Source organism: Achromobacter sp. JCM 18799, from assembly GCF_055395645.1.
This window is the reverse complement of record NZ_AP043866.1, coordinates 2,618,950-2,644,958: the sequence shown is the minus strand read 5'-3', so window position 1 is coordinate 2,644,958 and position 26,009 is coordinate 2,618,950. Positions and strand designations below refer to the sequence as shown.

General features: G+C 65.8%; 19 protein-coding genes. 13 read left to right on the top strand and 6 right to left on the bottom strand.

All coding sequences use genetic code 11. The features are described from left to right. Nucleotides 1–51: 51 nt before the first annotated feature. Entirely contained in the window at nt 52–1,221 is a 1,170-nt protein-coding gene (locus ACZ5YA_RS12525; RefSeq protein WP_187524035.1) for a CaiB/BaiF CoA transferase family protein, read from the bottom strand. 190 nt (nt 1,222–1,411) lie between these two features. Between ACZ5YA_RS12525 and ACZ5YA_RS12520 the strand changes: the two genes are divergently transcribed. The 8 genes from ACZ5YA_RS12520 (at nt 1,412) to ACZ5YA_RS12485 (ending at nt 9,879) form a co-directional block, all read left to right on the top strand. Next, nucleotides 1,412–2,461: an AraC family transcriptional regulator gene (locus ACZ5YA_RS12520; protein ID WP_059371761.1), complete on the top strand. Its 1,050-nt coding sequence runs from the start codon at nt 1,412–1,414 to the stop codon at nt 2,459–2,461. Between the two features lie 107 nt (nt 2,462–2,568). Beyond that, entirely contained in the window at nt 2,569–4,101 is a 1,533-nt protein-coding gene (locus tag ACZ5YA_RS12515; RefSeq protein WP_464092623.1) for a class I adenylate-forming enzyme family protein, read from the top strand. Further along, nucleotides 4,098–5,282, top strand: a complete 1,185-nt coding sequence (locus ACZ5YA_RS12510; protein ID WP_059371763.1) for a lipid-transfer protein — start codon at nt 4,098–4,100, stop codon at nt 5,280–5,282. The genes ACZ5YA_RS12515 and ACZ5YA_RS12510 overlap by 4 nt, the downstream gene beginning before the upstream one ends. Before the next feature lie 10 nt (nt 5,283–5,292). Then, the gene (locus ACZ5YA_RS12505; RefSeq protein ID WP_464092622.1) at nt 5,293–5,736 is read left to right on the top strand and encodes a MaoC family dehydratase N-terminal domain-containing protein; all 444 of its coding nucleotides are present in this window, start codon (nt 5,293–5,295) and stop codon (nt 5,734–5,736) included. 9 nt (nt 5,737–5,745) lie between these two features. Then, nucleotides 5,746–6,165, top strand: coding sequence for a MaoC family dehydratase (locus tag ACZ5YA_RS12500; RefSeq protein ID WP_464092621.1), 420 nt, complete (start codon nt 5,746–5,748; stop codon nt 6,163–6,165). Nucleotides 6,166–6,184: 19 nt separating this feature from the next. Beyond that, the gene (locus ACZ5YA_RS12495; protein WP_059372763.1) at nt 6,185–7,009 is read left to right on the top strand and encodes an SDR family NAD(P)-dependent oxidoreductase; all 825 of its coding nucleotides are present in this window, start codon (nt 6,185–6,187) and stop codon (nt 7,007–7,009) included. A 13-nt stretch (nt 7,010–7,022) separates the two neighbouring features. Next, nucleotides 7,023–8,177, top strand: coding sequence for an acyl-CoA dehydrogenase family protein (locus tag ACZ5YA_RS12490; RefSeq protein WP_464092620.1), 1,155 nt, complete (start codon nt 7,023–7,025; stop codon nt 8,175–8,177). Nucleotides 8,178–8,217: 40 nt separating this feature from the next. Then, a complete protein-coding gene (locus ACZ5YA_RS12485) occupies nt 8,218–9,879 on the top strand; it encodes a long-chain fatty acid--CoA ligase (protein ID WP_464092619.1) in 1,662 nt (553 codons plus the stop codon). Here ACZ5YA_RS12485 and ACZ5YA_RS12480 read toward each other — a convergent pair. Both ACZ5YA_RS12480 and ACZ5YA_RS12475 read right to left on the bottom strand, forming a co-directional pair. Then, entirely contained in the window at nt 9,876–10,685 is an 810-nt protein-coding gene (locus tag ACZ5YA_RS12480; protein ID WP_059371768.1) for a slipin family protein, read from the bottom strand. The two genes, ACZ5YA_RS12485 and ACZ5YA_RS12480, sit on opposite strands and share 4 nt — an antisense overlap. A 46-nt stretch (nt 10,686–10,731) precedes the next feature. Beyond that, nucleotides 10,732–12,156, bottom strand: a complete 1,425-nt coding sequence (locus ACZ5YA_RS12475; protein ID WP_464092618.1) for an NfeD family protein — start codon at nt 12,154–12,156, stop codon at nt 10,732–10,734. Nucleotides 12,157–12,354: 198 nt separating this feature from the next. On the opposite strand from ACZ5YA_RS12475, the gene ACZ5YA_RS12470 reads away from it, so the two are divergent. The 5 genes from ACZ5YA_RS12470 (at nt 12,355) to ACZ5YA_RS12450 (ending at nt 22,422) form a co-directional block, all read left to right on the top strand. Next, the gene (locus ACZ5YA_RS12470; RefSeq protein ID WP_251881288.1) at nt 12,355–13,275 is read left to right on the top strand and encodes a LysR family transcriptional regulator; all 921 of its coding nucleotides are present in this window, start codon (nt 12,355–12,357) and stop codon (nt 13,273–13,275) included. 96 nt (nt 13,276–13,371) lie between these two features. Further along, on the top strand, nt 13,372–15,660 hold the full coding sequence (locus ACZ5YA_RS12465) for an FdhF/YdeP family oxidoreductase (protein WP_118934984.1): 2,289 nt from the start codon (nt 13,372–13,374) through the stop codon (nt 15,658–15,660). Between the two features lie 6 nt (nt 15,661–15,666). Continuing rightward, on the top strand, nt 15,667–16,587 hold the full coding sequence (locus ACZ5YA_RS12460) for a bestrophin family protein (protein ID WP_464092617.1): 921 nt from the start codon (nt 15,667–15,669) through the stop codon (nt 16,585–16,587). A 253-nt stretch (nt 16,588–16,840) separates the two neighbouring features. Beyond that, nucleotides 16,841–19,531, top strand: coding sequence for a hypothetical protein (locus tag ACZ5YA_RS12455; RefSeq protein ID WP_464092616.1), 2,691 nt, complete (start codon nt 16,841–16,843; stop codon nt 19,529–19,531). Nucleotides 19,532–19,650: 119 nt separating this feature from the next. Further along, complete coding sequence (locus ACZ5YA_RS12450) at nt 19,651–22,422, top strand: autotransporter family protein (protein WP_464092615.1); 2,772 nt, start codon at nt 19,651–19,653, stop codon at nt 22,420–22,422. Between the two features lie 64 nt (nt 22,423–22,486). On the opposite strand, the gene ACZ5YA_RS12445 is transcribed toward ACZ5YA_RS12450, so the two are convergent. The 3 genes from ACZ5YA_RS12445 to ACZ5YA_RS12435 are packed head-to-tail and all read right to left on the bottom strand — an operon-like array spanning nt 22,487 to nt 26,006. After that, nucleotides 22,487–22,900, bottom strand: coding sequence for a hypothetical protein (locus ACZ5YA_RS12445; RefSeq protein ID WP_124260416.1), 414 nt, complete (start codon nt 22,898–22,900; stop codon nt 22,487–22,489). Further along, nucleotides 22,900–24,513 carry a GMC family oxidoreductase gene (locus tag ACZ5YA_RS12440; protein WP_464092614.1) on the bottom strand — a complete coding sequence of 538 codons (1,614 nt, stop codon included), beginning with the start codon at nt 24,511–24,513 and terminating at the stop codon, nt 22,900–22,902. Before ACZ5YA_RS12440 ends, ACZ5YA_RS12445 begins: the two co-directional genes overlap by 1 nt. Beyond that, nucleotides 24,510–26,006: an aldehyde dehydrogenase family protein gene (locus tag ACZ5YA_RS12435; RefSeq protein WP_464092613.1), complete on the bottom strand. Its 1,497-nt coding sequence runs from the start codon at nt 26,004–26,006 to the stop codon at nt 24,510–24,512. The genes ACZ5YA_RS12440 and ACZ5YA_RS12435 overlap by 4 nt, the downstream gene beginning before the upstream one ends. Between the last annotated feature and the right edge of the window lie 3 nt (nt 26,007–26,009).

Here is a 26,009-nt window from a genome sequence, read left to right as displayed (position 1 = left end):
TCCGTCCTGGTTATGGTCGCTTGGGGGGCGGGCGGGGCTGGCCGTATGTGCCTACAGCGCAATGCCGCGCCCGATCAGGCTGGCGACGTCCGGCTCGCTGTAGCCGGCCTCGCGCAGGATCTGATCGGTGTGTTCGCCGGGCAGCGGGGCCTGGCGATGTATGGCGAACTGGAAGCCCGACATCTTCACCGGGCTGGCCACATGGGTGTTGCGGCCATAGACCGGGTGCTCGGTCTGCAGCGACATGCCGCGGGCGACGAACTGCGGATGCGTCAGGCCTTCCGCCAGTTTGAGCACGGGCGACACGCAGCAGTCGGCGCCTTCAAACAGTTCCAGCCAATGCGCCAGCGGGCGCGATCCGAAGATCTGCTGCAATTCGCGGCGCACGCGCGCCTGCTGCGCCGCGTCGCCGTTGCGGTGCAGCGGCGCCAGATCGGGACGATCCAGCCGCCGGCACAGCGTTTCCCAGAATTTCAATTCCAGCGCGGCGACCGCCAAATAGCGTCCGTCCGCGGCGCGGTACTGGCCATAGCAGGCCAGTCCGCCGGACAGGGTATCGGCGCCCGCCGGCCGCGTGTCGCCGCGGGCATTGAGCGTGGCCAGCGGCACGACGGCGCCAGCCAGCAGGCCGTCGGCAATGGCGATATCGATGTACCGTCCGCGCCCGCTGCGCTGGGCGTCGTACAGCGCGGCCAGGATGCCCATTACCGCCGTAAGCGAGCCTCCAAGGATGTCGGCCACGGGCAGGTTCGACAGCGCCGGCAGATCGGGCCCGCAGCCCATCTGATCGGCGACTCCGGCGCAGGCCGCGTAGTTCAGATCGTGGCCCGCCGCGTCGCGCTGCGGGCCATCCTGGCCGTAGCCGGTGATGCTGCAGTAGACCAGCCGGGGATTGTGGCGCGCCAGGGTGGCGTAGTCGGCCTGCAGCCGCGCGGCCACGCCCGGACGGAAACTCTCGATCACCACGTCCGCGCCGCGCGCCAGCGCCGCCAGCGCTGCCTGTCCCTCGGGATGTTTGAGATCCAGCCGCAGCCCGCGCTTGTTGCGGTTGCAGATGGCGCGCAGGGGCGGCGGCGCATAATCGCCCGCCTGCGTATCCTCGATCTTGATGACGTCGGCTCCCAGGTCGGCCAGGTATTGCGCGCCCAGCGGACCGGGCAGCAGCCGCGAAAGGTCCAGGATCCTGACGCCCGCGAGCGGAGCGGTGTTCGGTGTATCCAAAGAGGGACTCCCGTAAATACGAAGTGGCATGCCCGCCTGGGGCTCGCGCCAGTCTAGGCGCGGCTTTCCGGCCGACCAATGGCGGATTCGCTGATTGCGCTTGGCGAGAATGCTCACGCCAGCCATTCCTGCGCGCGCAGGCTTTGGCTACCATCGATCCATCGGCGTACGCCAGCCGCTGGATATCCTCATGACCCATCACACCATTGCCGTGGGACATATCGCCCAAATCCTGCAAGGCGCGCGCAGCCGGGGGGTGGACGTGGACCGGGTCCTGACGCGCGCCGGCGTGCCGCCGTCCCTGTTGCAGGCGCCGATGGCGCGGGTATCGCAGGCGCAGCTCGCACAGATAATGCGGACGCTGCGCCGGGCCACCCGCGACGACTTCCTGGGCATGGGCCAGCATCCGGTTCCCATGGGGGCGTTCGACCATGCCTGCCGGCTTGCCTTGCAGGAAGACAAGGTCGGGCAGGCGCTGCGCGCGGCGTTCCGCTACTACCACGGCGTGCTGCGGGATTTCACCGCCCGCCTGTGCGTGAGCGGCGAGCGCGCGCGCATCGTGCTCGACTCGCGCGCGCCCAGCAGCTGTGCGCGCTGGTATGGTGAACGCTCCTTTCTGTTCTTCACGCTTGGCGTGGCCAATTGGCTGGCGGCGCGGCGCATTCCCATTCTGGGCGTGGACTACAGCAGCGGCGCGCGCAGCGCCGATGCGCACAGGCTGTTCTATGCACCGGTGCGCTATGGCCAGCCGGTGACGGGCCTGTGGCTGGAGTCGCGTTGGCTGGCCTTGCCGGTGGTGCAGAACGAACAGACGCTAAAGCCGTTTCTGGCCAATGCGCCGTTCGACCTGTTGGTGAAGTACCAGGACCGCACCACCCTGACCGATCGCATCCGCCGCCTGTTGCGCAACGATCTGTCCAAGGAGTTGCCGTCGCTTATTCAGGTCAGCGCGCAACTGGCAATGACGCCGCAGACGCTGCGGCGGCACTTGCGTGAAGAGGGGCAGGGCTTCCAGGCCCTGAAGGATGATTTGCGGCGCGATGCCGCGGTCGAATACCTGGGTCGCCACGATCTATCCCTGATGGACATCGCCGAGCGCCTTGGTTTTTCCGAACCCAGCACCTTCCACCGCGCCTTCAAGAAATGGACCGGCGTGTCGCCGGGAGAATACCGCCGCAACCGCCTGGTCTGCGGCCCCGAAGGCCGGCAAGCCGCTGACACTTTTGGCCTATCGGTTTGACGCCTGCGGCCATTGCCGCGATCCTGCCCCAAGGGGGAAGCTAGGGGCTCGAGGACGAACGCACGCTGCTCCGCGCAAGGAGCACGGCGCCGCAGGAGACGAGCACCATGTATCTGACACAAGGCCTGCATCGCGCAGGCCGGCTGCACCCCGGCAAGATCGCGCTATGCGAAGACGTACGGCGCTGGACTTACGCGGCGCTCATCGATTGGACCGCACGCAAGGCCGCCGTGCTGCGCGGCCATGGCGTACTGCAGGGCGATCGCGTGGCGTTCTGGGGCGCCAACGGCGCAGACTATGTGTCGTGGATCCTGGCGTGCTGGTGGCTGGGAGCGGCCGTGCTGCCTTTGAACACACGCTGGAGCAGCCCAGAGCTTGCGCAGGCACTGGCCGACTGCAGTCCGCGCCTGCTGTTGGTGGACGAGACCATGGCGCCACGCATGGCCGATGTGGACATTCCCGCCAGCACGGCGCCGCTGTCCGCCGACGTGCTGGAAGCGCACGCCGCCGCGGCTGCGCCGCTGGAGGATATCCGTGCGGGCGGCGACGCGCTGGCCGCGATTCTCTTTACCGGCGGCACGACCGGCGCGCCCAAGGGCGCCATGCTGACACACGCGAATCTCTGGAGCGCTGCGGTGGCCAGGATGGCTACGGTCCCCACGCCGCCCGACAGCCGCACCTTGCTGGTCGCACCGCTGTTTCATGTTGCCGGCTTGGGACGATTGATCGGACAGTTTGTCGCGGGCGCATCGGTGGCGGTCCAGCGCGGCTTCCAGCCCCGAGCGGTATTGCAGGCCCTGCAGGACGACGGCGTAACCGAAGTACTGCTGGTGCCCAGCATGATCCAGATGCTGCTGGACGAACCCGGGTTCGCGCAGTACAGGCTGGACGGCGTGAGGCGCGTGATCTGGGGCGCCTCGCCGATTTCCCGGGCTTTGCTCGACCGGGCGCTGGCGGCCTTTCCGCAAGCGGAGTTCGTCCATGCCTACGGCATGACCGAAACCGCCGCCACGGTCGCCATCAATGCAGACGTGCGCCAGGGCGGCGCGCGCACCGAATCGGCGGGACCGCCTGCGGTAGGCGTGGAGACGCGCATTCTCGCGCCCGACGGCAGCGAGGCGGCGCCCGGCGCGGTCGGCGAGTTGTTGGTGCGCGGACCCATGGTGATGCAGGGTTACTGGAACCGGCCCGAAGAAACGCGCCGTGCATTCGACCGGGGCTGGCTGCTGACAGGCGACGCGGCCCGCCAGGACGAGGACGGATACCTGTATATCGTTGACCGCCTCAAGGACATGATCGTCAGCGGTGGCGAAAACGTTTACGGCGCTGAAGTGGAAGGCGTGTTGGCCCGCCACGCGCTAGTGGCGCGCTGCGCGGTCATCGGCGTGACGCATGCGCGGTGGGGCGAGGCGGTGCACGCGGTAGTCGTACCGCGTCCGGGCATGGCGGCCGACGCCGACGCTCTGGACAGGCATTGCCGCCTGCAGCTTGCCGCCTACAAGTGCCCCAAGACCTACGAGTTCCTCAGCGAATTGCCCATGTCAGCCGCCGGCAAGGTGCTGAAGTCCGTGCTGAGGCAAGACCATGAATCCAGGCGCGCGGCTGTCGCCGCGCCCGCTCATCAGGAGAGTCAGACATGAATCGGAAAGTATGGGTGGCGGGAGTCGGCATGATTCCCTTCAGCAAGCCCGGCGCCAGCGAGGCATATACCGTGATGGGCGCCAGCGCCGTGCGCCAGGCTCTGCGGGACGCCGGACTGCAATACGACGCGGTCCAGCAGGCCTACGCGGGCTATGTCTACGGCGATTCGACCGCTGGCCAGGCGGTGGTCTACGGCGTGGGGCTCAGCGGCATTCCGGTGTTCAACGTCAACAACAATTGCGCAAGCGGTTCGTCGGCCCTGTTCCTGGCGCGGCAGGCGGTGGAAAGCGGGGCCGTGGAGTGCGCGCTGGCGGTGGGCTTCGAACAGATGGTGCCTGGCGCGCTGAAAGGCGTGTACGAAGACCGCCCGTCGCCTCTGCAGGATTTCGTCTCGGCGATGAGCGAAATGCAGGGCTATGACACGGCCAAGCCGCGCGCCGCCCAGTTCTTCGGCGGCGCGGGCCGCGACTACATGAAGGAGCACGGCGTCGGCGCCGACCTCTTCGCCCGTATCGCGGTCAAGGCGCGCCAGCATGCCGCGCGCAATCCTTACGCGGTGTTCCGCCAGCCGGTCACGCTGGACGAGGTGCTGGCCGCGCCCATGATCTTCGATCCGCTGACGCGCCTGCAATGCTGCCCGCCGACCTGCGGCGCGGCGGCCGCCATTCTGTGCTCGGACGAGTTTGCGCGCCGCCACCGGCTGGCGCCCGCCGTCAGCATTGCCGCGCAGGCCATGACGACGGACACGCCGTCCACCTTCGGCGCTGGCGACATGCGCAAAGTAGTGGGCTTTGACATGACGCGAGCCGCGGCCGACCAAGTCTATGAGGCCGCCGGTATCGGTCCTGACGACGTGGACGTGGTCGAACTGCACGACTGCTTCACCGCCAACGAGCTGATCACCTACGAAGGCCTGCGCCTGACACCCGAGGGCGGCGCCGAGAAGTTCATCCTGGAAGGCGACAACACCTACGGCGGCAAGGTCGTGACCAATCCGTCCGGCGGGCTGCTGTCCAAGGGCCACCCTCTGGGCGCGACCGGCTTGGCGCAATGCACCGAGCTGGTGTGGCAGCTGCGAGGCCAGGCGGACTTGCGCCAGGTCGAAGGCGCCAGGCTGGCGCTGCAGCACAACCTGGGACTGGGCGGCGCCTGCGTGGTGACGCTGTACCAGGCGGCCTGAGGGGAACGCAATGCTCGACACCAGCCATATCGGCGCCGCCCTGCCCGCGTTCAGCGCTAGCGTGGAGGCGGGCCGCCTGCGCTTCTTTGCCAAGGCCACCGGCCAGGACGATCCGGTCTATACCGACGAGGCCGCCGCGCTGGCGGCCGGCTACCCGGGACTGCCGGTGCCGCCGACCTTCTTCTTCTGCCTGGAAATGGACAGCCCACGGCCCGCCGCCATGCGTGAACTGCTGGGCATAGACATCGCGCGGGTGCTGCACGGCGAACAGGCCTTCGTCTACCACGCCATGGCGTACGCAGGCGACGAATTGCGCTTCGAGCCGCGCATCGCCGACATCTACGCCAAGAAAGGCGGCGCGCTGGAGTTCGTCGTCCGGGAAACCCGGGTGACCGACGCCGCCGGGCGCCTGGTCGCCGAACTGCGCGCGACGACCGTCGTGCGCAACACCTAGGAGACGGGAATGACTGCGGCCATGAATCATGACGCCAAGGCCGGCGACCAGCTGCCCGGCTTTACCGCGGGGCCGGTCAGCCGATTGGGGCTGGCGCTGTATTGCGGCGCTTCGGGTGACCACAACCCGATACACGTGAACCTGGATTTCGCGCGAGCCGCGGGCATGGACGACGTCTTCGCCCACGGCATGCTGTCGGCCGCCTATCTGGCCCGGCTGCTGACGAACTGGGCGCCGCAATCGGCGCTGCGCGAGTATGCCGTGCGCTTCGTGGCGATCACGCACGTGGGCGATGAGGTCCGCTGTTCCGGCAGCGTCGTGGAACGCTTTGAAGCGCAGGGAGAAACCCGCTTGCGGGTGGAACTGCATGCGCGCAGCCAGACCGGCGAACTGCGCCTGAGCGGCGTGGCGGTGCTGGCAATTCAGTAACCCAGGAAAGGAGATAACGATGGGCACATTGGAAGGCAAGGTCGCGCTGGTCTCGGGCGCGGGGCGCGGGATCGGGCAGGAGATCGCGCTGAAGCTTGCGCGCGAAGGCGCCAGCGTGGTGGTGAACGATCTGGACGCGGGGCCGGCGGAAGAAACCGTGGCGCTGATCCGCAGGGCGGGAGGCCAGGCGCAGGCCTGCGCGGGCAGCGTGATCGAAGCGGGCTTCGCCGAACGTTTCGTCGGCACCGCCGTGAATACCTATGGCGGCCTGGACATCATCGTCAACAATGCCGGCTACACCTGGGACAACGTGATCCAGAAGATGACGGACGAACAATGGGACGCGATCCTGGCGGTGCACCTGTCCGCGCCGTTCCGCATCCTGCGGGCGGCCTCCGGTTTCATCCGGGTGGCGGCCAAGGCCGAGGCGGAGCAAGGCAGGGAAGTGTTTCGCAAGGTCGTGAACATCTCGTCGACTTCCGGCGTCATGGGCAACGCCGGGCAGGCCAACTATTCGGCGGCCAAGGCGGGCATCAACGGCCTGACGCGCGCATTGGCCAAGGAATGGGGCCGCTACAAGGTAAACGTCAACAGCGTGGCCTTCGGGCTGATCAAGACGCGCCTGACCGAAGCGCCGGCCGACGGCGATGCCACGCTGGACATCGAAGGCCGGCAGATCAAGGTGGGCGTCAATCCGCAAGTGCTGAAGAACGCCGAAAGCCTGATCCCCATCGGCCGAGCCGGCACGCCGGCGGAAGCCGCGGGTGCGGTGTACCTTTTCTGCCTGCCCGAGTCCAACTACGTCAGCGGCCAGGTCCTGGTCGTCGGCGGCGGCCGTCCTTGAAAGGGGGAGCGCAATGGACACGCCACGGCAAGGCTGGATGGACGCAGACCTGACACTGTTCCAGGATTCGACGCGGCGTCTTTTCGAAAGGGAGTTTGTGCCCGACGAAGAACGCTGGCGCAAGCAGCAGCACGCGGACCGCGAGGTCTGGAACAAGGCCGGCCGTCTGGGCCTGTTATGCGTGAGCATGCCCGAAGCCTATGGCGGAGGCGGAGGCAGCTTCGCCCACGAGGCCATCGTGGCGGCGGAACAGGCGCGCGCCATGGTGCATGGCTTCAGCAACAACGTGCACAGCGCCATCCTGGCGCATTACATCCTGAACTACGGCACGGAAGAGCAGAAGCGTCGCTGGCTGCCGCGCATGGCCACGGGTGAACTGGTGGGCGCCATCGCCATGAGTGAACCGGGAGCGGGGTCCGACCTGAAGAGCGTGCGCACCACCGCCGCCAAGGACGGTGGTGAATACGTGCTCAACGGATCCAAGACCTTCATCACCAACGGCTTGCACGCGGACCTGGTCTGCGTGGTCGCCAAGACCGATACCCAGGCCGGAGCCAGGGGCGTGTCGCTGATCATGGTGGAAACGCAAGGCCTGCCAGGCTTCAGGCGCGGGCGGCTGCTGGAGAAGCTGGGTCAGAAAAGCCTGGACACGGCGGAGCTGTTCTTCGACGGTGCGCGCGTGGGCGAGGACTGCCTCCTGGGCGGCGTCGAGGGCCGCGGCTTTGCACAGCTCATGCAGCAACTGCCGCGCGAACGGCTGCTGATCGCGGTGGGCGCCGTGGCCACCATGCGTCGCGCCATCGAGGAAACCGTGGCCTACGCCAGCGCCCGGCAGGTCTTCGGCCAGGCGCTCATCGAACTCCAGAACACGCGCTTCACGCTGGCCGAGTGCGAGACGGTCGCCACCATTGCGGCGCGTTTCGTCGACGATTGCATCGAACGCCAGCTGGCCGGCACGCTGGATCTGTCCACCGCAGCCATGGCCAAGTGGTGGACCACGCAGATGAACTGCCAGGTGATCGACGAGTGCCTGCAATTGCACGGTGGCTACGGCTACATGCTTGAATACCCGATAGCCAGGATGTACGCGGATGCGCGGGTCGGCAAGATCTACGGCGGCTCCAACGAGATCATGAAGGAAATCATCGCGCGCGCCATGACCGCCTGAAGCGCATGGCAGACAGTCAGAACAACGATGAGGAGACAAGATGCACCAAGCGCATTATCGGTACTGGCCCAAGGGGTTGCCGAAGGAGATCAGCCCGCCGCAGTCCAGCCTGTACTTCAACCTGGAGGCGTCCGCCGCGCGCTATCCGGGCAAGGCCGCCATCGTGTTCTACGACACCGTGCTCGACTACGCGCGCTTAAAGCGCGAGGTCGATGCCATGGCCGGCTACCTGCAGCACAGCGCGGGCGTGAAGGCGGGCGACCGCGTCCTGTTGCTGAGCCAGAACTGTCCGCAGTTCGTCATCGCGTACTACGCGATCCTGCGCGCCGATGCGGTGGTGGTGCCGGTCAACGCGATGAGCACGCCGGACGAGCTGGCGCATTACCTGGCGGACAGCGGCGCACGAGTGGCCTTCGCGGCCCAGGAACTGTGCGCGCGGCTGGACGGCTTCGCCGCTGACGGACGCCTGGAGCGCGTCATCGTCCACACCTATTCGGACTACTTGCAGGGCCCGGCTCCTGACGCGCCCGACTGGGTCGCCGCGCCCCGGCGCGCACCTGATGTGCGCGGCGGCGTGCCTTGGTACGGCGCGATGGCGGTCAACGCTCAGCCGTCGCCGCACCGGGCGGGGGCGAAGGACCTCTGCCTGTTGCCCTACACCTCGGGCACCACCGGCCGGCCCAAGGGCTGCCGCCACACCCACGGCACCATGAACGCATCCCTGGCCGGCTCGCAGCTATGGCGCGGCCTGACCTCCGAGGCGGTCATCATGGGCGTGGCGCCGATGTTCCATCTGCTGGGCATGCAGAGCGGCATGAACACGCCCATCTTGCTGGGCGCCACGGTGGTGGTGCTGCCGCGCTGGGACCGCGAAGCGGCCGGGCGGCTGATGGCGCGTCATCGCGTCAGCGTCTGGGCCGCGCCGCCGGCGATGGTCGTGGATTTCTTCGCGCAACCCGGCATCGAAAAGCTGGACCTCTCCAGCCTGGCGCAGCTGTGCGGCGGCGGAGCTCCCATGCCCGAGGCGGTCGCGGGCATGCTGGCCAGCCGCTACGGCATTACCTACAACGAGGCATACGGCCTGACGGAAACCGCATCGTTCCTGCACTGCAATCCGCTGGACCGCAACAAGCGCCAATGCATAGGCGTCCCCACCTTCGGCGTGGACACGCGGATCGTGGACCCGGCCACGCTGGCTGAACTGCCCCAAGGCGAAACCGGCGAACTCGTGACGCGCGGCGCGCAGGTCATGCTGGGGTACTGGAACAATCCGCAGGCCGACGACGAAGCCTTCTTCATGCTGGACGGGCAGCGCTACTTCCGTACCGGCGACCTGGGCCGGGTGGACGACGAAGGCTACTTCTACGTGACCGACCGCTTGAAGCGCATGATCAATGTGTCCGGCTACAAGGTCTGGCCGGCGGAGGTGGAGAACACGCTGTACGGGCACCCCGCGGTGCACGAGGCTTGCGTGATCGGCGTGCCGGACGCCAGCCGCGGTGAAACGGTGAAGGCCCTGCTGGTCTTGCGCGACGAGGCGCGAGGCAGCGTGCGCGCGGAAGAGGTGATCGCCTGGGCGCGGACTCGCATGGCCGCGTACAAGGCGCCACGCATCGTCGAGTTCGTGGAGACTTTGCCCAAGTCCAGCTCGGGCAAGATCCTGTGGCGGCAGCTGCAAGAGGAGAACAAGGCGGCGGCCTAGCGAGTCCCCGGGTCCGCCTGGCTGGCGGCGGCCGCGGGCGGTTCCTGGCCTTTGCCCGCCAGCCCCTGGAGCAGGCGGCCCAGTTCCACGGGGAAGGGGAAGACGATGGTCGAGCTGTTCTGCGCGCCTATCATGGCCAGCGTGCTTAGATAGCGCAGCTGCATCGCCTCCGGCTGCTCCGACAGGGTGCGGGCTGCGTTCAGCAGCATCTGCGCGGCCTGTTGTTCGCCTTCGGCATGGATGATCTTGGCGCGCCGTTCGCGTTCCGCCTCGGCCTGGCGCGCGATGACGCGGACCATGCCTTCGTTCAGGTCGATGTGCTTGATCTCCACGTTCGCCACCTTGATGCCCCAGGCGTCGGTCTGCGCGTCGAGGATTTCCTGCACTGCGCTGTTGACCTTGTCGCGCTCCGAAAGCAGTTCATCCAGGTCGTGTTTGCCCAGCACGGAGCGCAGCGTCGTCTGCGCCAGTTCGCTGGTTGCCTGGCGAAAGTTCTCGACCTGGATCACGGAACGCTCGGGATCGATCACGCGGAAGTAGATGACGGCGTTCACTTTGACGGACACGTTGTCTCGCGAGATGGCGTCCTGGCTGGGAACGTCGAAGACCTCGGTGCGCTGGTCGACTCTTACCATCTGCTGGACCAGCGGGATCAGCAGGATCAATCCGGGACCCTTGACGCCGGTAAAGCGTCCCAAGGTAAAGATCACACCGCGCTCATACTCGCGCAGGATGCGGACTGACAGGGCGAACAGCGCGACAGCCAGCGCCAGGATGGGGGCGTAAAAGGCTAGGTTCATCAACATGGCAGGCTCCGCATGGAGGGTTCGAGGGCTCAGGTTGCGGACGCCGTCATCCCGACGGCGGCGGGCCGGCGTCCGCCCGTACCTGCAAGGTCACGCCGCGGACGGCGGTGATGACGACGGCATCGCCGGCAGCCAGGCCCGCCGGACCTGTCGCTCGCCAGCGTTCGCCCGCGGCCGCCACGTAGCCCTGCCGGTCCGCCCAGCTCAACACCTTGATGCGCTGGCCGATCAGCGACTCGGCGCCGCTGACGATGGGAGCCTGGCGCGAACGCAGCGCCAGCCGGCCGACCAGGAAGGTCATTCCCAGGCTGGCCGCGGCGATGCCAGCCATCAGCGGAATGGAAACGCCAAAGGCGGGCGTATCGGTGTCGATGAGCAGGAGGGCGCCCAAGATGAAGGACACCGCGCCTCCAATGCCCAGGACGCCCAGCGTCGGCGCGAATATCTCCGCCACCATCAGCGAGATGCCCAGCAGGACCAGCGCGATCCCGGCATAGGTCAGCGGCAGCGCCGACAAGGCGTAGAGTCCGACCAACAGGCAGATGGCGCCGAAGATGCCCGGAAACAGGGCGCCGGGAGTCATGAATTCGAAGATCAGTCCATAGATGCCGGCCATCAGCAGCAGCAGCGCCAGATTGGGATTCGTGATGACGCTGAGCACCTGGGTGCGCCAGTCGGGGTCTCTGGCCAGCACTCGCAGGTCTTTGGTGTGCAGGGTTAGCATGCCGTTGCCGACACGGACGCTGCGTCCTTCCGCCTTGGCCATCAGGTCCGGCAGGTCATCGGCGATCAGGTCGATCACATTACGCGCGTGCGCTTCGCCGGCCGTGAGGCTGGCCGCGCCGCGCACCGCCTGTTCCGCCCAGTCGGCATTGCGGCCGCGCAGCGCGGCCAGCGCGCGGATGTAGGCCACGGCGTCGTTGATCGCCTTGGCTTCGGCCGGATCTTGCCCGGTTCGTCCAGGACTGCCCTCGTGACCTGGGGGCGGCTGCTTGTCTGGCGGCTCTGCCGGCTTGGAGGAGCCGCCCAGCGGAATCGGGGTCGCCGCGCCCACGTTCGTCGCGGGTGCCATGGCCGCGACATGGCTGGCGTAAAGAATATAGGTGCCGGCGCTGGCGGCGCGCGCACCGTTGGGCGCCACATAGGAAATCACGGGAATGGGCGAGGCCAGGATCGCGCGGATGATGTCGCGCATGGAAGCGTCGAGTCCGCCCGGCGTATCGATGCGCAGCACCACCTCCGCGGCATTCTGTTCACGCGCGGCGGCCAGGCCGCGGATCACGTAGTCCGCCGTGGCGGGGCCGACGATGCCGTCCAGGGTCAGCAAGAGGGCGGCCGGCTGGCCCCCGGCCGGCTGCGCGCCTGCGCCGCCCGCGACGAGCGCCGCTGCCGCCAACAGCGCCGCCGCGCGGCGCAGCTTGCGCAGCATTGAACAGGTTCCGGACATCAGGCTCAGGATCGGGGCGGTCATGAGCTGCTTTCCTCCGACACGCAACGCCGGGCGGCGGGCCGCCGGCGCTGCTGAATCCAGCGTACTACTTTTGCCGCGGCATTCAGAGACCTGCCGGCGCGGCGGCTCGGGCGTCAAGGCGGCGGCGTGCGCGATGTCTTTGAGATGGCCCGGATTTTCTGCAAAATAGATCGTTACCGTGGACGATGAAATGCAGGAATGTCTATGTTTATCCGTCAGCTCTCCTATCTCCTGGCCCTGGACAAGTACCGGCATTTCGGACGGGCGGCGGAAAGCTGCCATGTCTCGCAACCGGCGTTGTCCAATGGCATCCGCGAACTGGAGCGCGAACTCGGAATCACCATCGTCAAGCGCAACCGGACCTTCGAAGGCATTACCCCTGAAGGCGAACGGGTGATCCAGTGGGTGCGGCAGGTGATGGCTTCGCTGGAGGGGCTGCGGCAGGAGGCCAACCTGGTGCGCAGCGTGCCGCAAGGCCACCTGGCGATAGGCGCGATTCCCACTGCCAACCATGCGGCGACGCTGCTCAGCGCCCAGTACCGGGAGATCCTTCCGCAGCTGACGCTGGAAGTCACCTCGCTCAGCACGCCGGAAATCCTGCGCCGGCTGAAGGCCCAGGAAATCCAGTTGGGCATCCTCTATGAGCGGTCCGTGCTCGATAGCGCCGATTTCGACGTGATGCCGCTGTACGCCGAGCGCTACGTGCTGGTGGCGAACGAGCAGGCCTCCTTGCCGCGCCAGCTGGATTGGTCGGAAGTGGGCGAGCTTCCGCTCTGCCTGCTCAGCCCGGACATGCAGAACCGCCAGACCTTGAACAAATGTTTCGAGAGCGTGGAAGCCAAGCCGCGCGTGGTGCTGCAAAGCAACGACATCCGCGTGCTGCTGGCGGAATGCCAGAGCGGGCGGGCGTTCTCCATCATGCCCCTGAGCGCCTTGCCCGCCCAGTACGAAGGGGCCGGGCTGCTGGCGCACCCCATCACTCCGGAGCACGCCGAGGACGTCTGCCTGGTCAGGCTGCGGCGCGACACGCCGCCTGCCTTGTCGAACGCCGCCTGGCAGATCGCCGGCCAGCTGGACCTGGAAGCCGTCCTCAACCAATCGCTGGCGACGAAGCCTTGATAACCATGGATTATCAAAAGGTTCACAGGAAAAATTAGATCAATTCTTGTCGTTGCCGCATGCTGGCGGGAATTGGGCGCTTGAAGGAGACCAGCCATGAAACAACGACGTGAAGTACCTGGCATCCGTCCCTATGACGGGCCGGCGGGCGGCTGGGGGGCATTGAAGGCGACGGCCCAGGCCGTGCGGCAACAGATGGAAGTGGTGGAGGCGCCCGTCGTCCTGCTGCGCACCAACCAGCCCGCGGGTTTCGATTGTCCAGGCTGTGCGTGGCCGGACAAGGAACACCGTTCCACGTTCCAGTTCTGCGAGAACGGCGCCAAGGCGGTCACCTGGGAGGCGACCAGCAAGCGCGTGACGCCGGATTTCTTCGCCCAGCGCACGGTGTCTTCATTGCTGGCGCTGTCGGACTATGAACTGGAGGACTTCGGCCGCCTGACTCACCCGATGACCTACGACGCGGCCACCGACAAATTCGTTCCCGTGTCGTGGGATGCCGCGTTCGAACGCATCGGCGAGGCGCTGCGCAGCCTGGACGCGCCTGACCAGGCCGAGTTCTATACCTCGGGACGGGCCTCCAACGAGGCGGCCTATCTGTTTCAGCTGTTTGCGCGCGAGTTCGGCACCAATAATTTCCCGGACTGTTCCAACATGTGCCACGAGGCGACCAGCGTGGGCTTGCCGCAGTCCATCGGCATCGGCAAGGGCACGGTCTCGCTGGAGGACTTCGACCATGCGGAGCTCATTCTCTCCATTGGCCACAATCCCGGCACCAATCACCCGCGCATGATGGGCACGCTGCACGAACTGGCGCGCCGCAAGGTTCCCATCATCGTCTTCAATCCCTTGCGCGAACGCGCGCTGGAACGCTTCGCGGATCCGCAGAGCATCGTGGAAATGGCGACCTTCAGCTCGACCAATATCGCCTCGACCTATTATCAGGTCCGGGCGGGCGGCGACGCGGCCGCGCTCAAGGGCATCATGAAGGCGCTGCTGGCGCTGGAAGCGCAGCGCGGGAACGTCCTGGATAGCCAGTTCATCGCGCAACACACATTGGGCTTTGACGCGCTGGCCGCGGACCTGGAGGCAACCTCCTGGGCCGACATCGAAACCGAAAGCGGGCTGCACCGCGCGGACCTGGAGCACGTGGCCGAGGCCTACGCCAAGTCCAACGCCACCATCGTCACCTACGGCATGGGGATCACCCAGCACAACACGGGCACGGCCAACGTCAAGCTGATCGCCGACCTGCTGCTCATGCGCGGCAACTTCGGCAAGCCCGGCGCCGGCATCTGCCCGCTGCGCGGTCACTCCAATGTGCAGGGCAACCGCACGGTCGGCATCACGGAAAAGCCCAGCCCGGAGTTCCTGGCAAAGCTGGAAGCGGAGTTCGGCTTCACGCCGCCGCAGGGCCATGGCCATGACGCGGTGCAGGCCATGGAAGCGATGGTCGACGGCTCGGCCCGGGCGCTCATCTGCCTGGGCGGAAACTTCGCCGTGGCCTTGCCCGATCCCGAACTCTGTTTCGCGGCCATGAAGGAACTGACGCTGAGCGTGCATCTGGGCACCAAGCTCAACCGCTCGCACCTGCTGGTTGGGCGCGAGACCTTCCTGTTGCCGGTGCTGGGGCGCACCGAGCTGGACGTCCAGGCCGACGGCCCGCAATCAGTGACGGTGGAGGACTCGATGTCCATGGTCCACGCCTCGGCGGGCAAGCTGAAGCCGGCATCCGCCGAGCTGCGCTCGGAACCGGCCATCGTCGCCGCCATGGCCCGGGCGACCTTGCCCCACAGCAAGGTGGACTGGCTGGGGCTGGTGCAAAACTACGATCGCATCCGCGACCTGATCGAGCGCACGATTCCGGGCTTCGACGATTACAACGCGCGCATCCGCGTGCCCGGCGGCTTTCGCATGCCCTTGCCGCCGACCGAGCGCAAGTGGAACACGCCCACCGGCAAGGCCATGTTCTCGGTGTTCCCCGGCGTGCGCGAGCGCTATGAGCCCTGGCCGGACGAGGTGTTGCGGCTGGTGACCATACGCAGCCACGACCAGTACAACACCACGATCTACGGCTTGGACGACCGCTACCGCGGCGTCTTCGGCCGCCGCGACGTGCTCTTCATGCATCCGGAAGACCTGGCCGCGCAGGGCTTGGAACACGGTGATCTGGTGGACATAGAAACCGTGTCGCGGAACCGGACGCTGCGGCTGGCAGGCATTACCGCGATTGAATACAGCATCGCGCGAGGTTCGGTCGCGGCCTACTATCCCGAGGCCAATGTCCTGGTTCCGCTGGACTATATCGACAAGGAATGCGGCACGCCTTCCTACAAGTCGATACCGGTGCGCATCCGCAAAGCCGCGCAGGGGGGCGCCCAAGCGTAAGCCGTCATGATCGTCCGCCCCGCCTCGCGCTCTCCCTGGCTGCTGCTGTTCACGCTGAAGGGATCCATTGTCTCCATCATCTGGAAGCGTGTCGTCGCCATGATGCTGCTGGCCACCGCCGTGGTGCTGGCGGAGCACCGGCTGCCCTTGAGCGGGGTCGGGTTGGGCGCCGTGCCCTTGACGCTGGTCGGGCTGACCCTGGCCATCTTCCTGGGGTTCCGCAACAGCGTGGCCTACGAGCGCTGGTGGGAGGCGCGCAAGCTCTGGGGCGAGCTGCTCATCGTCATCCGCAACCTGACGCGGCAGACGCTGAGTTTTCCCGACGGCCTGCCCGCCGCGCGCCAGCGTGAATTGGCGCATGGCCTCATCGCCTATGCCCATGCCTTGCGGCACATGCTGAGGCAGAGCGATCCCAAGGAAGACCTGCAGCGCTGGCTGCCCGCCGCTACTGCGGCCCGCATCATGCTTGCGGCGAATCCGCCCAGCGTGCTTCTGGGCGACTTGAGCCAGGCCTATGCCCAGTTGCGGCGGGAAGGGCGGCTGGACAGCATCCTGCTCGCGGACATCGATGGCCAGATCACGCGGCTGTCATACATAGGCGGCGGCTGCGAGCGGATACACAGCACGCCGATTCCCTTTGCCTACATCCTGCTGCTGCACCGGACCGTCTACATCTATTGCCTGCTGCTGCCGTTCTGCCTGGTCGGCAGCATAGGCTGGGTGACGCCCTTCATGGTGGGCGTGCTGTCCTACACGTTCTTCGGGCTGGACGCCCTGGGCGAACAGATCGAGGAACCCTTCGACCGCCTGCCCAACAACCTGCCCCTGGATGCCCTGTGCCGCGGCATCGAAATCAACGTCGGGGAGTTGCTGGGCGACAAGAATCTGCCGCCGCCGTTGTCGCCGCAGGATGGCGTGCTGTTCTAGCTGTCATCTTTTCCGGTCTGGTACGGGGTGCGGCGCTGGCCGCGCAACAGCTGAACAGGCATGAAAAGAATCCGTCGTGGCCAGCTGACAGTCCCCTTGCCCAAGGCCCTCCGTGGCTGCCACGCCGCGGTCAACGGTGCTTGCGCGCGACTAGCGATAATTGCAGCTGCGAGGCTGGCGTGGTTTCCCGTATCCCTATAATTTCCCGCGGGCAACCGCGCCGCCTGGCGGCGTATCAGCAGCTCCAACAGTCATGCATTCGTTCAGCACCGAAAGCACTTTCGACAGTCCCTTTGCCGCGAATAAAAAAATGCCGGAAAGTATCGAGCGCACGAGATGTACATCGAAAAAGCCGCGCCTGCTTCGTTCAAGCCCCGCCAACTGGGATGCTTGGCGAGACGCTAGAAACCGGGTCCTCGCCGCACTCGATGGCAAGCCAGGCAGATCCGGACGACTTCGCTTGCATGACCGTGAACCTGCGGAACGCGGATCGAAGCGCAGGTTGTCGGTAGAGTGCTTGGATTGCGGAGCGGGCCAGGACGGTAGCTGGATTACTTATTACGACAACGTGCGCCTGTCGCCGCAAGGCTGCCCAGTCTGCAAAAGCGTCGGCCGTCTGATCGACCAATTCAAATCGGCGTTCTCCGACCACACGCTGACGTTGTGCACGCCTGAAAGCGGTCCTCCCAACCCCGCTGGATTGAGGTTCAACGTGCGGCCCTTGATATGGGCCTTGCCTGAAGATTTCGAATGGACCATGCCCTCAATCGGTATCGCGGCCGTCAGGAGCGCGCTGCGGCGACATCGTCTGCCGAATGAGGCGGTGCAGGGTCGTTATCAGGACTTCGTGGAACTGCAGTCAGAATTCACGCGTGCCTTCCCTTTGGGGACACTTCGGTTCGCCCATCGTCAACATCCAGAGAACACGTCGCCAGGTCCATTCTTCAGCATGAAGTCCGGGCCGCGGCTACTGCGTGCACCTCTTGAGGATAGCTGCATGTCGCGTGCAGCAGTACGCAAGGCAGTGCTTCAAGAGGACAAGGATTCGATACTCCGCGCCCACCTCCTCGAACGAGCAAAGCAGCACATGGCAACAGAGGTCTCGTTCGAATGGAGTCCAGGAAAAGGTGGCGGATTTTTGATTTTCTACCGTAGCCGCACGGGTTTCTATCATCTCGACACGCGATGGCGCGCCGAGGAGAAGGCATGGGGGCAATCTGGGTTTCGGCGCGGCGAGTCACTCGCTCTCATCGTCATTTCCCACTTGTTCCCCGCCCATGACTGGCGGCGCACCTCTCGCCCGGCTTTCCTCCTGAGAGATAACGGGCATCGACTTGAACTTGACGCCTACAGCCCCAGTCAGCAGCTGGCTCTCGAATATCACGGCATGCACCACTACAAGCCGCGCTCTCAGAGCGCCGAGGACCTGGCAGCCCACGTCGCGCAGGTTCAGCGGGACGCCGAGAAGCGGACGCGGTGCGTAGAGGCAGGCGTAACGCTGATCGAGATGAAAGATAGACCGTTGGCTCCAGCAGCCTTCCTTTCCTGCATCCAGGAGCTCGTCGGCCAGGCAGGACTCGTGCCCACGGTCCCCAATCCAAGCCTGGAGCTAATCACTAGCCGTTGGAATGAGATTTGCGCGAATCCTCTCGAAGAATTTCAGCAGGCGTTGCTAAGGAATCTTGGCCATCACAAGCTGGTTTCGCACGAAATTGCAAAGGTGAACAAGGACTGCATGGTCGTATATCAATGCGGCCATTGCAACGAACTGAACACTGCTCAGGCGAAGGGCCTGGTTGCGGGAAGGGTGCGCAAGTACTGCCCCCTATGCAAGGACGCGGTCACTTCTCAGCAACGCCGGGCTGAGGCGCTCAGCGCATGGGTTGCTCAAGGCCTGCCCCCTTCGGTGATTGACCGGATGGAGTTCGATGATTCAAACCGCTACCTGTATCGCTGCGAGGCCGATCACTTGACCATCCTGCATAGTTGCACGTCCGCCCTGCGGCATGTCAGCGCCGGCGTCTTCAATTGCCCGGCATGCATCAGTGCCCGTTCTGGCGTCGCAGTCAACCATGCGACGTTGTTTCCTGAGTATGTCAAGGATTTTTCCGACGCGCTCGCGGGGTTCAAGTTTGCCGTGCTCGGTTCACCCAGGTACGAAGCGGGCCAGCTCACAGCTCAAGTGCGCTGTCCCGCTGGCCACGAGCGATTGATTGACCGTTCCTTGTTGCACCGGATACGCAAGAACACGAGCTTGACGGATATGAGCGTAGTGCCCTCGGCTTGCCCGGACTGCGCATATCCCGGCGTCGATGTCACCGAAGCGCTCAAGCTCATGGGAACCCTGCACCATCGTCTGTACGTACTGGAGGGCATGTACCCGGAGATCTCCTACCTCGCAGGCTTCGACGCAACGGGCTGGAACAGGGAAACATACTCTTGTGGACGAAACGGTCCTGATGGAACGCCCCACTCGCCCTTCTCTATCTCTTTTCGCAATCTCCTCAGGTACGCGAAACACCTGGGCGATCAGCACCTCTGCCTGTCTTGCAAACTGGAGGCTGGTACAACCAACCATCGCGGGAAAACCTTGGCAGATACGGTTTCGCGGATGGAAATCCTGCGCGCGACGGTATTGGCGATCACTCCACCACATCTGAAGCCGGCCGCCATGAAGCCGCCAACCGCAACACTCGTCACCGAAGGCTTTGGAGGGCGTGGCGAATTCTCGACCACGAAGGCGCGCATTCGCTTTACTTGCGGCATACCCGGCCATGCGCCGATGGAAGCGTCCTACAGCAACTATTTTCATCGGTCCGAGTCGCGAAGCTACGGGTTCTGCCCCGTGTGTGTCCGCAATGCCGGACTGACTCAAGCGCCGATGCCGGAGCCAGTCCGCACCGCGGCCGGCAAGCTGAGAGCCATCACTTTGCGGATCGACTGAAGATGGACGTTCGCGAACGACCGCCGGAACCCCATGGATAGGTGAAATAACCTATTAAGAAATCCAGGTAGCATGCCGTACCGAAAGTAGGTCGCGTCTACTCAAAAAAAGGATTCTTCATGGTCGCCAGGAGTTGCCTACGCCCAGGATGGCTGAAATCGGCTGCCCTCGTTTTCTACGCCGCAAACGTCGCCAATCCCGCAAATGCCCAATCGGTTTCCGTCACTGGCCAGGTCCTGCCGGGGGCCGTCCAGACGCCGCATTGGACGGTGGGGGGCGATCTGACGGTCGGAGATACCCTTGCCGGGGAGTTGGTCATCGATGCGGGCGGTTCGGTAAACAACGACTGGGCCTACGTTGGAAGTTTCAATGGCGCTCCAGGCGCCGTGACGGTGAAGGGCCGTGACGGCACTGGCACAGCGTCCACCTGGACCAGCGCCGGCCCGGTGCTGATCGGGGGCGAGTCCGGCAGCAGCGGCACGCTAAGCATCCTGGACGGCGGCGTGGCGAATAGCGATTCGGCCAGAATCGGCGTCGACAATGGCAGCGTCGGGAACGTTCTTGTTTCCGGGGTGGGGTCGACCTGGAATCTCAACACCGTCGGCGCGTTCGAGATCGGCACGGGCGGCAAGGGCACGCTGCGGATCGACAACGGCGTCGTGCACAGCGGCCAGGCGATCATCGGCTGGGTCGCCGGCGCCGAGGGGAGCGTCACGGTATCAGGCCCGAAGGCGGTCTGGGATCCGCTGAACAACATATACGTGGGTTTTGAAGGAACCGGCGAATTGCACGTCCTGGATGGCGCCAGCGTGAGCACGGTCGGATCGACCGGGCCTGGCGCCGCGGCAGCGGTTTACATCGGGAAGAGCGTGGGCAGCGTCGGCACGGTGACCGTATCGAGCGCGACGGCCGATATCTCGACGCTCACCGCGAGCGACCGCATCGAAATCGGTTCGGAAGGCACGGGCACGCTGACCATAACCAAGGGCGGGGTTGCGGTCGCCGTCCGCGACACGTGGCTTGCCCCTGCCGGCACTTCCACCGGCACGCTGAACCTGACCGGCGATGCCAGCGGCCGCGGCGTGCTGGAGACCGGCTCGGTCATCAAGGGCGCGGGCAACGGCACCTTCAACCTGGACGGCGGCATCCTGCGGGCCAATCGCGACGAGAATAATTTCCTGAATGGCTTCGTCACGCAGGCGGTGGGCAGCGGCGGCGCCTGGTTCGACACGAACGGCCACGACGTGGACGTGTCCACCGCGTTCTCGGGGACGTCGCGCTTGAACAAACAGGGCGCGGGCACGCTGACCTTGTCAGGCAACAGCGCGGCGTTCACGGGAACCACCGATATCCAGGCAGGAACGCTGCAGGTGGATGGCATCCTCGGCGGGCCGGTGAATGTGCTTGCGGCGGCACGGCTGAGCGGCACGGGACGCGTCGGCGCGACGGTCAACCAGGGCACCATCGCACCGGGGCCGCGCAGCGGCTTCGGCACCCTCACGATCGCCGGCAACTATGCGGCGCAGGGCGGCAGCCTGGAGATCCGCACGCAGCTTGGCGCCGATGACTCGCCGACGGACAAGCTGGTGATCACGGGCGACAGCGCTGGCACGACACCGGTCACGGTGAAGAACATGGGAGGCGCCGGCGCGCAGACCCAACGGGGCATACAGGTCGTGCAGGTCCATGGCCTGTCGGCGGGAAGATTCGATTTGGCCAATGGCGACTACGTCATCGGGGGGCGTCCGGCCTTGGTGGCTGGCGCCTATGGCTATGTGCTGCAACAGGACTCGGCCGATGGCGGCTGGTACTTGCGATCCTCCTTGACCAATCCCGGCACCACTCCAACCGACCCAGGCACGACTCCAACCGATCCAGGCACGACTCCGACCGATCCCGGCACACCCTCGCCCGGCGGCGGTACGCCGGGCGCCGAACCGCCCTTGCTCTATCAACCCGGCGTGCCCGTCTATGAAGCCTATGCCAATACGCTGCTGCACCTGAGCCAGCTGCCTACCCTGCGCCAGCGAGTCGGCAATCGCCTCTATGATCCGGCGGACGCCGGCCGCAACGGCGTATGGAGCCGCGTGGAGGGCTCGACGGCCCGGCTCGACCCTGCGTCGTCCACCACGGGCGTGAGCCAGAAAGTCGATAGCTGGAAGGCGCAATTCGGCGTTGACCGCGTCCTGGCGGGCCAGGAAGAGGGCTCCCGTCTGGTGGGCGGCCTGGCCTTTCACTATGGCAAGGCCGACACGCGTCTGTCGTCGGTGTATGGCGACGGCACCATCGACACCACTGCCTATGGCCTGACGCCGACTTTGACCTGGTACGGCAAGAATGGCGTCTATATCGATGCCCAGGCCCAGGCGACCTGGTTCGACAGCGACCTGAACTCACGGTTGGCCGGCAAGTTGAAGGGCGGCCAGAAGGCCCAGAGCTATGGGCTGGGTATCGAAGCGGGCAAGGCATTCGGGTTGACCGAGGGGTTGGCCCTGATCCCGCAGGCGCAGCTGACATACGTATCGACCCGCTTCGACAGCTTCAACGACAAATTCGGCGCGCGCGTCGCCAGCGACAAGGGCGACAGCCTGCTGAGCCGTTTGGGTATCGCGCTGGACTACAAAAGCAATTGGCAAACGGCCGGCGTGAAGCGGGAATCGAGCGTCTATGGCGTCGTCAATGTGAAACATGAATTCCTGGACGGAACGCGTGTACGCGTGGCTGACACGCAGATCGCCAGTCGCATGGCTCGAACCTGGGGCAGCGTGGGGGCGGGCGTGAATTACGGCTGGGGCGAGCGCTATGCGATCTACGGTCAGGTCGACGCGGACACGGATTTTTCCGGCAGCCATATCGTCACCGCGACCGCGGGTTTCAGGATGTCTTTCTAGGGGGATGATGGCGGCCGGCAGACTCCCCTTCTGCCGGCGCCAGGGCCGTCACGCGGATACTCAGTCAACAGCAATCGCAAAGCAAGACATCGTTGACCACGTTGCGCGGCCGCGACCCCATGCGGCCGAATCCGAATGCCGCCATCACGTCGTGACATATCTCCATCGCTTCTCGCTCGTCTTCGGCGCCGGCGACCCGCGGCCAGGTCACCAGCACGCGCTTGGCTTTCATCTGTTCCACGAATTGCGGCGGCACTGCATCGCTGCCCACCACGGTCACGGACTGAATCCGAGCCGGCAGCCCCACTTGCAGGGATGCCAGGCTTGCCCCGCCGACGATCAGCGCGGCCGTGTCGGGGGGGAGCTCGTCGGCAGGGTTGCAGTACTCGACGGAAAAGAAATCGTCCAGCCGCTGGTGGGCGGTGTGTGCCAGCGGCAGCAGGCTGACGCAGCGATGACGCTGCAATGAAAGTCGCATCAACGCGCCTCCTCCAGTATCCAGTCCGAGGCGCGCTCCGCCAGCATGAGCACGGGCGCGTTGATGTTGCCCGAGGTCAGGTCCGGCATGACCGAGGCATCGACGATGCGCAGGCCTGGAATGCCGATGCAGCGCATACGGCTGTCGACGACTGCCATTGGGTCGTTTTCGCCTCCCATCCTGCAAGTGCCGCCGGGATGGTGAACCGTGATGGCAGTCTTTCGGACGAATGCGTCGATCGCTGCGTCATCGATTACGCCGCCGCCCGGCGCAAGCTCGGTGGCGACGTAATCACCAAGCGCAGGCTGGTCCAGCAAGGTCCGCGCGATACGCACCGACTCGCGTACCCTGATCCGGTCTGCGTCGTTCGCCAGAAAGTTCTGGTTGATCCGGGGCGGTGCCAACGGGTCCGCGCTGGCGACGGTGATCTTGCCGCGGCTATGGGGGTGCAGCAGCACCGTTCGGACGGCAAACCCGTCGGCGAAAGGCTTGCGCACCGGATTGAGCCAGGGATGAGCGTTGAAAGGCGCCGCTGTCAGGAGAAATTGCAGGTCCGGCGTATCCGCGCCGTCTGGCTGCACAAATCCCACTATGCCGCCTGGAACGTCGCCGGCAAAGCCCTCGCCGCCGAGATAGGCGCGCGCCATGGAGACGCCGATGCGGTCCAGGCGCATGCCGTGCACGAACGGGCCCGGCTCTCGGCGGCGTGCTGTGACGATGACGGAGATATGGTCCTGCAGGTTTTCACCCACTCCGGCGCGCTCCAGCCTGACGCCTATACCGGCATCGCGCAATGTCTGAGCGGGGCCGATCCCCGAGTGCATCAGGATCGCGGGCGTGTTGATGGCCCCTGCGGCAAGAATCACCTCATGGCGAGCCCTGACGGCCGTGGTGCGGCCCTGTCTGGCAAAGCGCAAGCCGACCGCGCGGCTGCCGTCGAAGTCCACGCCAAGGACATGCGCCAGCGTGACCACGGTCAGGTTGGGGCGGCGCAATGCGGGGCGCAAATAGGCCGTGGCGGCACTGCATCGGCGTCCGCGCCGGATCGACATCTGCAGGCGCGAGAAGCCGCCTGCCGGCGAGGCGTTGTAATCGTCGAGCCAGGGGTGCCCAGCCTGGCGGGCGGCCGTGGAGAAGGCGTCGAGCAGCGGATCCTGATAGCGGCAGCGCTGCACCCGCAGGGGGCCGCCAGCGCCTCGGTCGCCGGTGTGTCCGTCCTCCCAGTCCTCGAGGCGGCGGAAGTAGGGCAGGACTTCCTCGAAACGCCACTCGGGTAGATCGTAATGCCGCGCCCAGCGCGCGTAATCCTGGGGATGGCCGCGCACGAACGCCATTGCATTGGTCGAGGAACTTCCGCCTACAACCTTGCCGCGCGCGCATTCGATGGCCCGGCCGTCGGCGTGCGGGGCAGGCTCGGCGTCGTAACCCCAGTCATGCAGGCGTTGCTGCAGAATCTTGCCCCATCCCAGTGGAATGTGGATGAGCGGGTCTCGGTCCCAGGGACCCGCTTCGATGACCAGCACCGAGACCGCTGGGTCCTTGCTCAAACGATTGGCCAGCACGCAGCCTGCGGAGCCTGCGCCGACGATGATGTAGTCGTATTCCGCCTTCATGTCGGGGTCACTGGCCTGAAGTTGATGTGGACATTTTTTTCCCGGGTAAATGAGATCATCTCGCCGATGCACTCGTCGCGGCCGATCCCTGACTGCTTGACCCCGCCATACGGCGCGCCAAGAAAGTGCTTGCCGACTTCGTTGATCCAGACGAATCCCGCATCGATCTCACGCGCCAGCCGGTGGGCGCGCGCCAGGTCCGCCGTCCAGATCGCGGCGGTCAGGCCGACGTCCAGGCTGTGCACTGCTGAAAGCATCTCTTGCTCGTCGTCCCACGGAATGAGCGCCAGCACAGGACCGAAGAACTCCTCGGTGGCCAATGGCGAGGCGGCGGCCACGTCCGCAAAGACGGTCGGTTCCAGATAGAAGCCGCCTGCGGGGACGCCGTCCCGGGGAATGCCGCCGCCCGCGATCAGGCGGGCGCCTTGCGCCACGGCGGCATCGATCGCCTGCTTGACGCGGTCGCGGTGTTCGCGGCTGATCATTGCGCCCATGGTGGTGGCGGGGTCGGTCGGGTCTCCCGGTACGAACGCGGCGCAAGCCAGCGCCACCTTGGCGCAGACTTCGTCATAGATGGATCGGTGCACGAAGGCCCGGCTGGTGGACCCGCAGGACTGTCCGCACCACGTAAAGTTCATGCCGTCGACGATCGCGCGCGCCGCCAGCGCGGGGTCGACATCCGGGCAGGCGATAAACGGGTTCTTGCCACCCAGTTCCAGCGCCACGGGTTTGAGCCGCGTCGCCGCGGCTTGCATCACCCTGCGCCCGGTGGGAATGCTGCCCACCAGGCCGATCATGTCGACGTCCGGACTGGCGGCCAGTGCGGCCCCGGCGTCGGCGCCGCCGGGGATCAGCGAAAAGACGCCTGGAGGCAAGAGGTCTCCGATCAGCTCCGCGCAACGCAGGGCAGACAGAGGCGCCTGCACCGGCGGTTTGATGATCACGGCATTTCCCGCCGCCAGCGGGGCGGCCAGCTTGCCCATGGCGAACAGCAGCGGATGGTTGTACGCAACGATGCGCGCCACGACGCCGACGGGCTCCCGCTCGGTGTAATCCAGCGCGTCGTGTCCCATCGGGATGGTGTCGCCCTTGAGTTCCGTCACGAGGCCAGCGAAGAAATCCAGCAGCGCCGCGGCGACCATGACGTCAGACCCCATCTCCGATACCGGATTGCCGCAGTCCAGCGCGTCCAGGAGCGCCAGCTCCCTTGCATTGTCCCGCAAGCGCTGAGCCATTTTGCGCAAGGTGGCGGCCCGGGCCAGCGGGGCCGTACGGCGCCATGCGCGGGCTCCGGCGCGCGCCGCCCGGGCCGCGCGCGCCACGTCTTCGGCGCCCGCATCGGCCACGGCCATCAGCCGTTCGCCGGTTCCTGGCGCCGTGATGTCGGTCCAGCGTTCGTTGACGGGAGCGTGCCAGCCGCCGTCATAGTAGACGCCGTTGTTGGCGGGCAGCTGGACATCGCCCGAGGCGGTCTTATGAGTTTTTCCTGCCATGAT

What these genes read in the sequence shown, in the direction of transcription:
- ACZ5YA_RS12455 (WP_464092616.1), top strand. Translation starts at nt 16,841, where the DNA reads ATGCATTCGTTCAGCACCGAAAGCACTTTCGACAGTCCCTTTGCCGCG.
- ACZ5YA_RS12470 (WP_251881288.1), top strand. Translation starts at nt 12,355, where the DNA reads ATGTCTATGTTTATCCGTCAGCTCTCCTATCTCCTGGCCCTGGACAAG.
- ACZ5YA_RS12505 (WP_464092622.1), top strand. Translation starts at nt 5,293, where the DNA reads ATGCTCGACACCAGCCATATCGGCGCCGCCCTGCCCGCGTTCAGCGCT.
- ACZ5YA_RS12510 (WP_059371763.1), top strand. Translation starts at nt 4,098, where the DNA reads ATGAATCGGAAAGTATGGGTGGCGGGAGTCGGCATGATTCCCTTCAGC.
- ACZ5YA_RS12460 (WP_464092617.1), top strand. Translation starts at nt 15,667, where the DNA reads ATGATCGTCCGCCCCGCCTCGCGCTCTCCCTGGCTGCTGCTGTTCACG.
- ACZ5YA_RS12435 (WP_464092613.1), bottom strand. Translation starts at nt 26,006, where the DNA reads ATGGCAGGAAAAACTCATAAGACCGCCTCGGGCGATGTCCAGCTGCCC.
- ACZ5YA_RS12490 (WP_464092620.1), top strand. Translation starts at nt 7,023, where the DNA reads ATGGACACGCCACGGCAAGGCTGGATGGACGCAGACCTGACACTGTTC.
- ACZ5YA_RS12480 (WP_059371768.1), bottom strand. Translation starts at nt 10,685, where the DNA reads ATGTTGATGAACCTAGCCTTTTACGCCCCCATCCTGGCGCTGGCTGTC.
- ACZ5YA_RS12515 (WP_464092623.1), top strand. Translation starts at nt 2,569, where the DNA reads ATGTATCTGACACAAGGCCTGCATCGCGCAGGCCGGCTGCACCCCGGC.
- ACZ5YA_RS12445 (WP_124260416.1), bottom strand. Translation starts at nt 22,900, where the DNA reads ATGCGACTTTCATTGCAGCGTCATCGCTGCGTCAGCCTGCTGCCGCTG.
- ACZ5YA_RS12450 (WP_464092615.1), top strand. Translation starts at nt 19,651, where the DNA reads ATGGTCGCCAGGAGTTGCCTACGCCCAGGATGGCTGAAATCGGCTGCC.
- ACZ5YA_RS12440 (WP_464092614.1), bottom strand. Translation starts at nt 24,513, where the DNA reads ATGAAGGCGGAATACGACTACATCATCGTCGGCGCAGGCTCCGCAGGC.
- ACZ5YA_RS12500 (WP_464092621.1), top strand. Translation starts at nt 5,746, where the DNA reads ATGACTGCGGCCATGAATCATGACGCCAAGGCCGGCGACCAGCTGCCC.
- ACZ5YA_RS12475 (WP_464092618.1), bottom strand. Translation starts at nt 12,156, where the DNA reads ATGACCGCCCCGATCCTGAGCCTGATGTCCGGAACCTGTTCAATGCTG.
- ACZ5YA_RS12520 (WP_059371761.1), top strand. Translation starts at nt 1,412, where the DNA reads ATGACCCATCACACCATTGCCGTGGGACATATCGCCCAAATCCTGCAA.
- ACZ5YA_RS12465 (WP_118934984.1), top strand. Translation starts at nt 13,372, where the DNA reads ATGAAACAACGACGTGAAGTACCTGGCATCCGTCCCTATGACGGGCCG.
- ACZ5YA_RS12485 (WP_464092619.1), top strand. Translation starts at nt 8,218, where the DNA reads ATGCACCAAGCGCATTATCGGTACTGGCCCAAGGGGTTGCCGAAGGAG.
- ACZ5YA_RS12495 (WP_059372763.1), top strand. Translation starts at nt 6,185, where the DNA reads ATGGGCACATTGGAAGGCAAGGTCGCGCTGGTCTCGGGCGCGGGGCGC.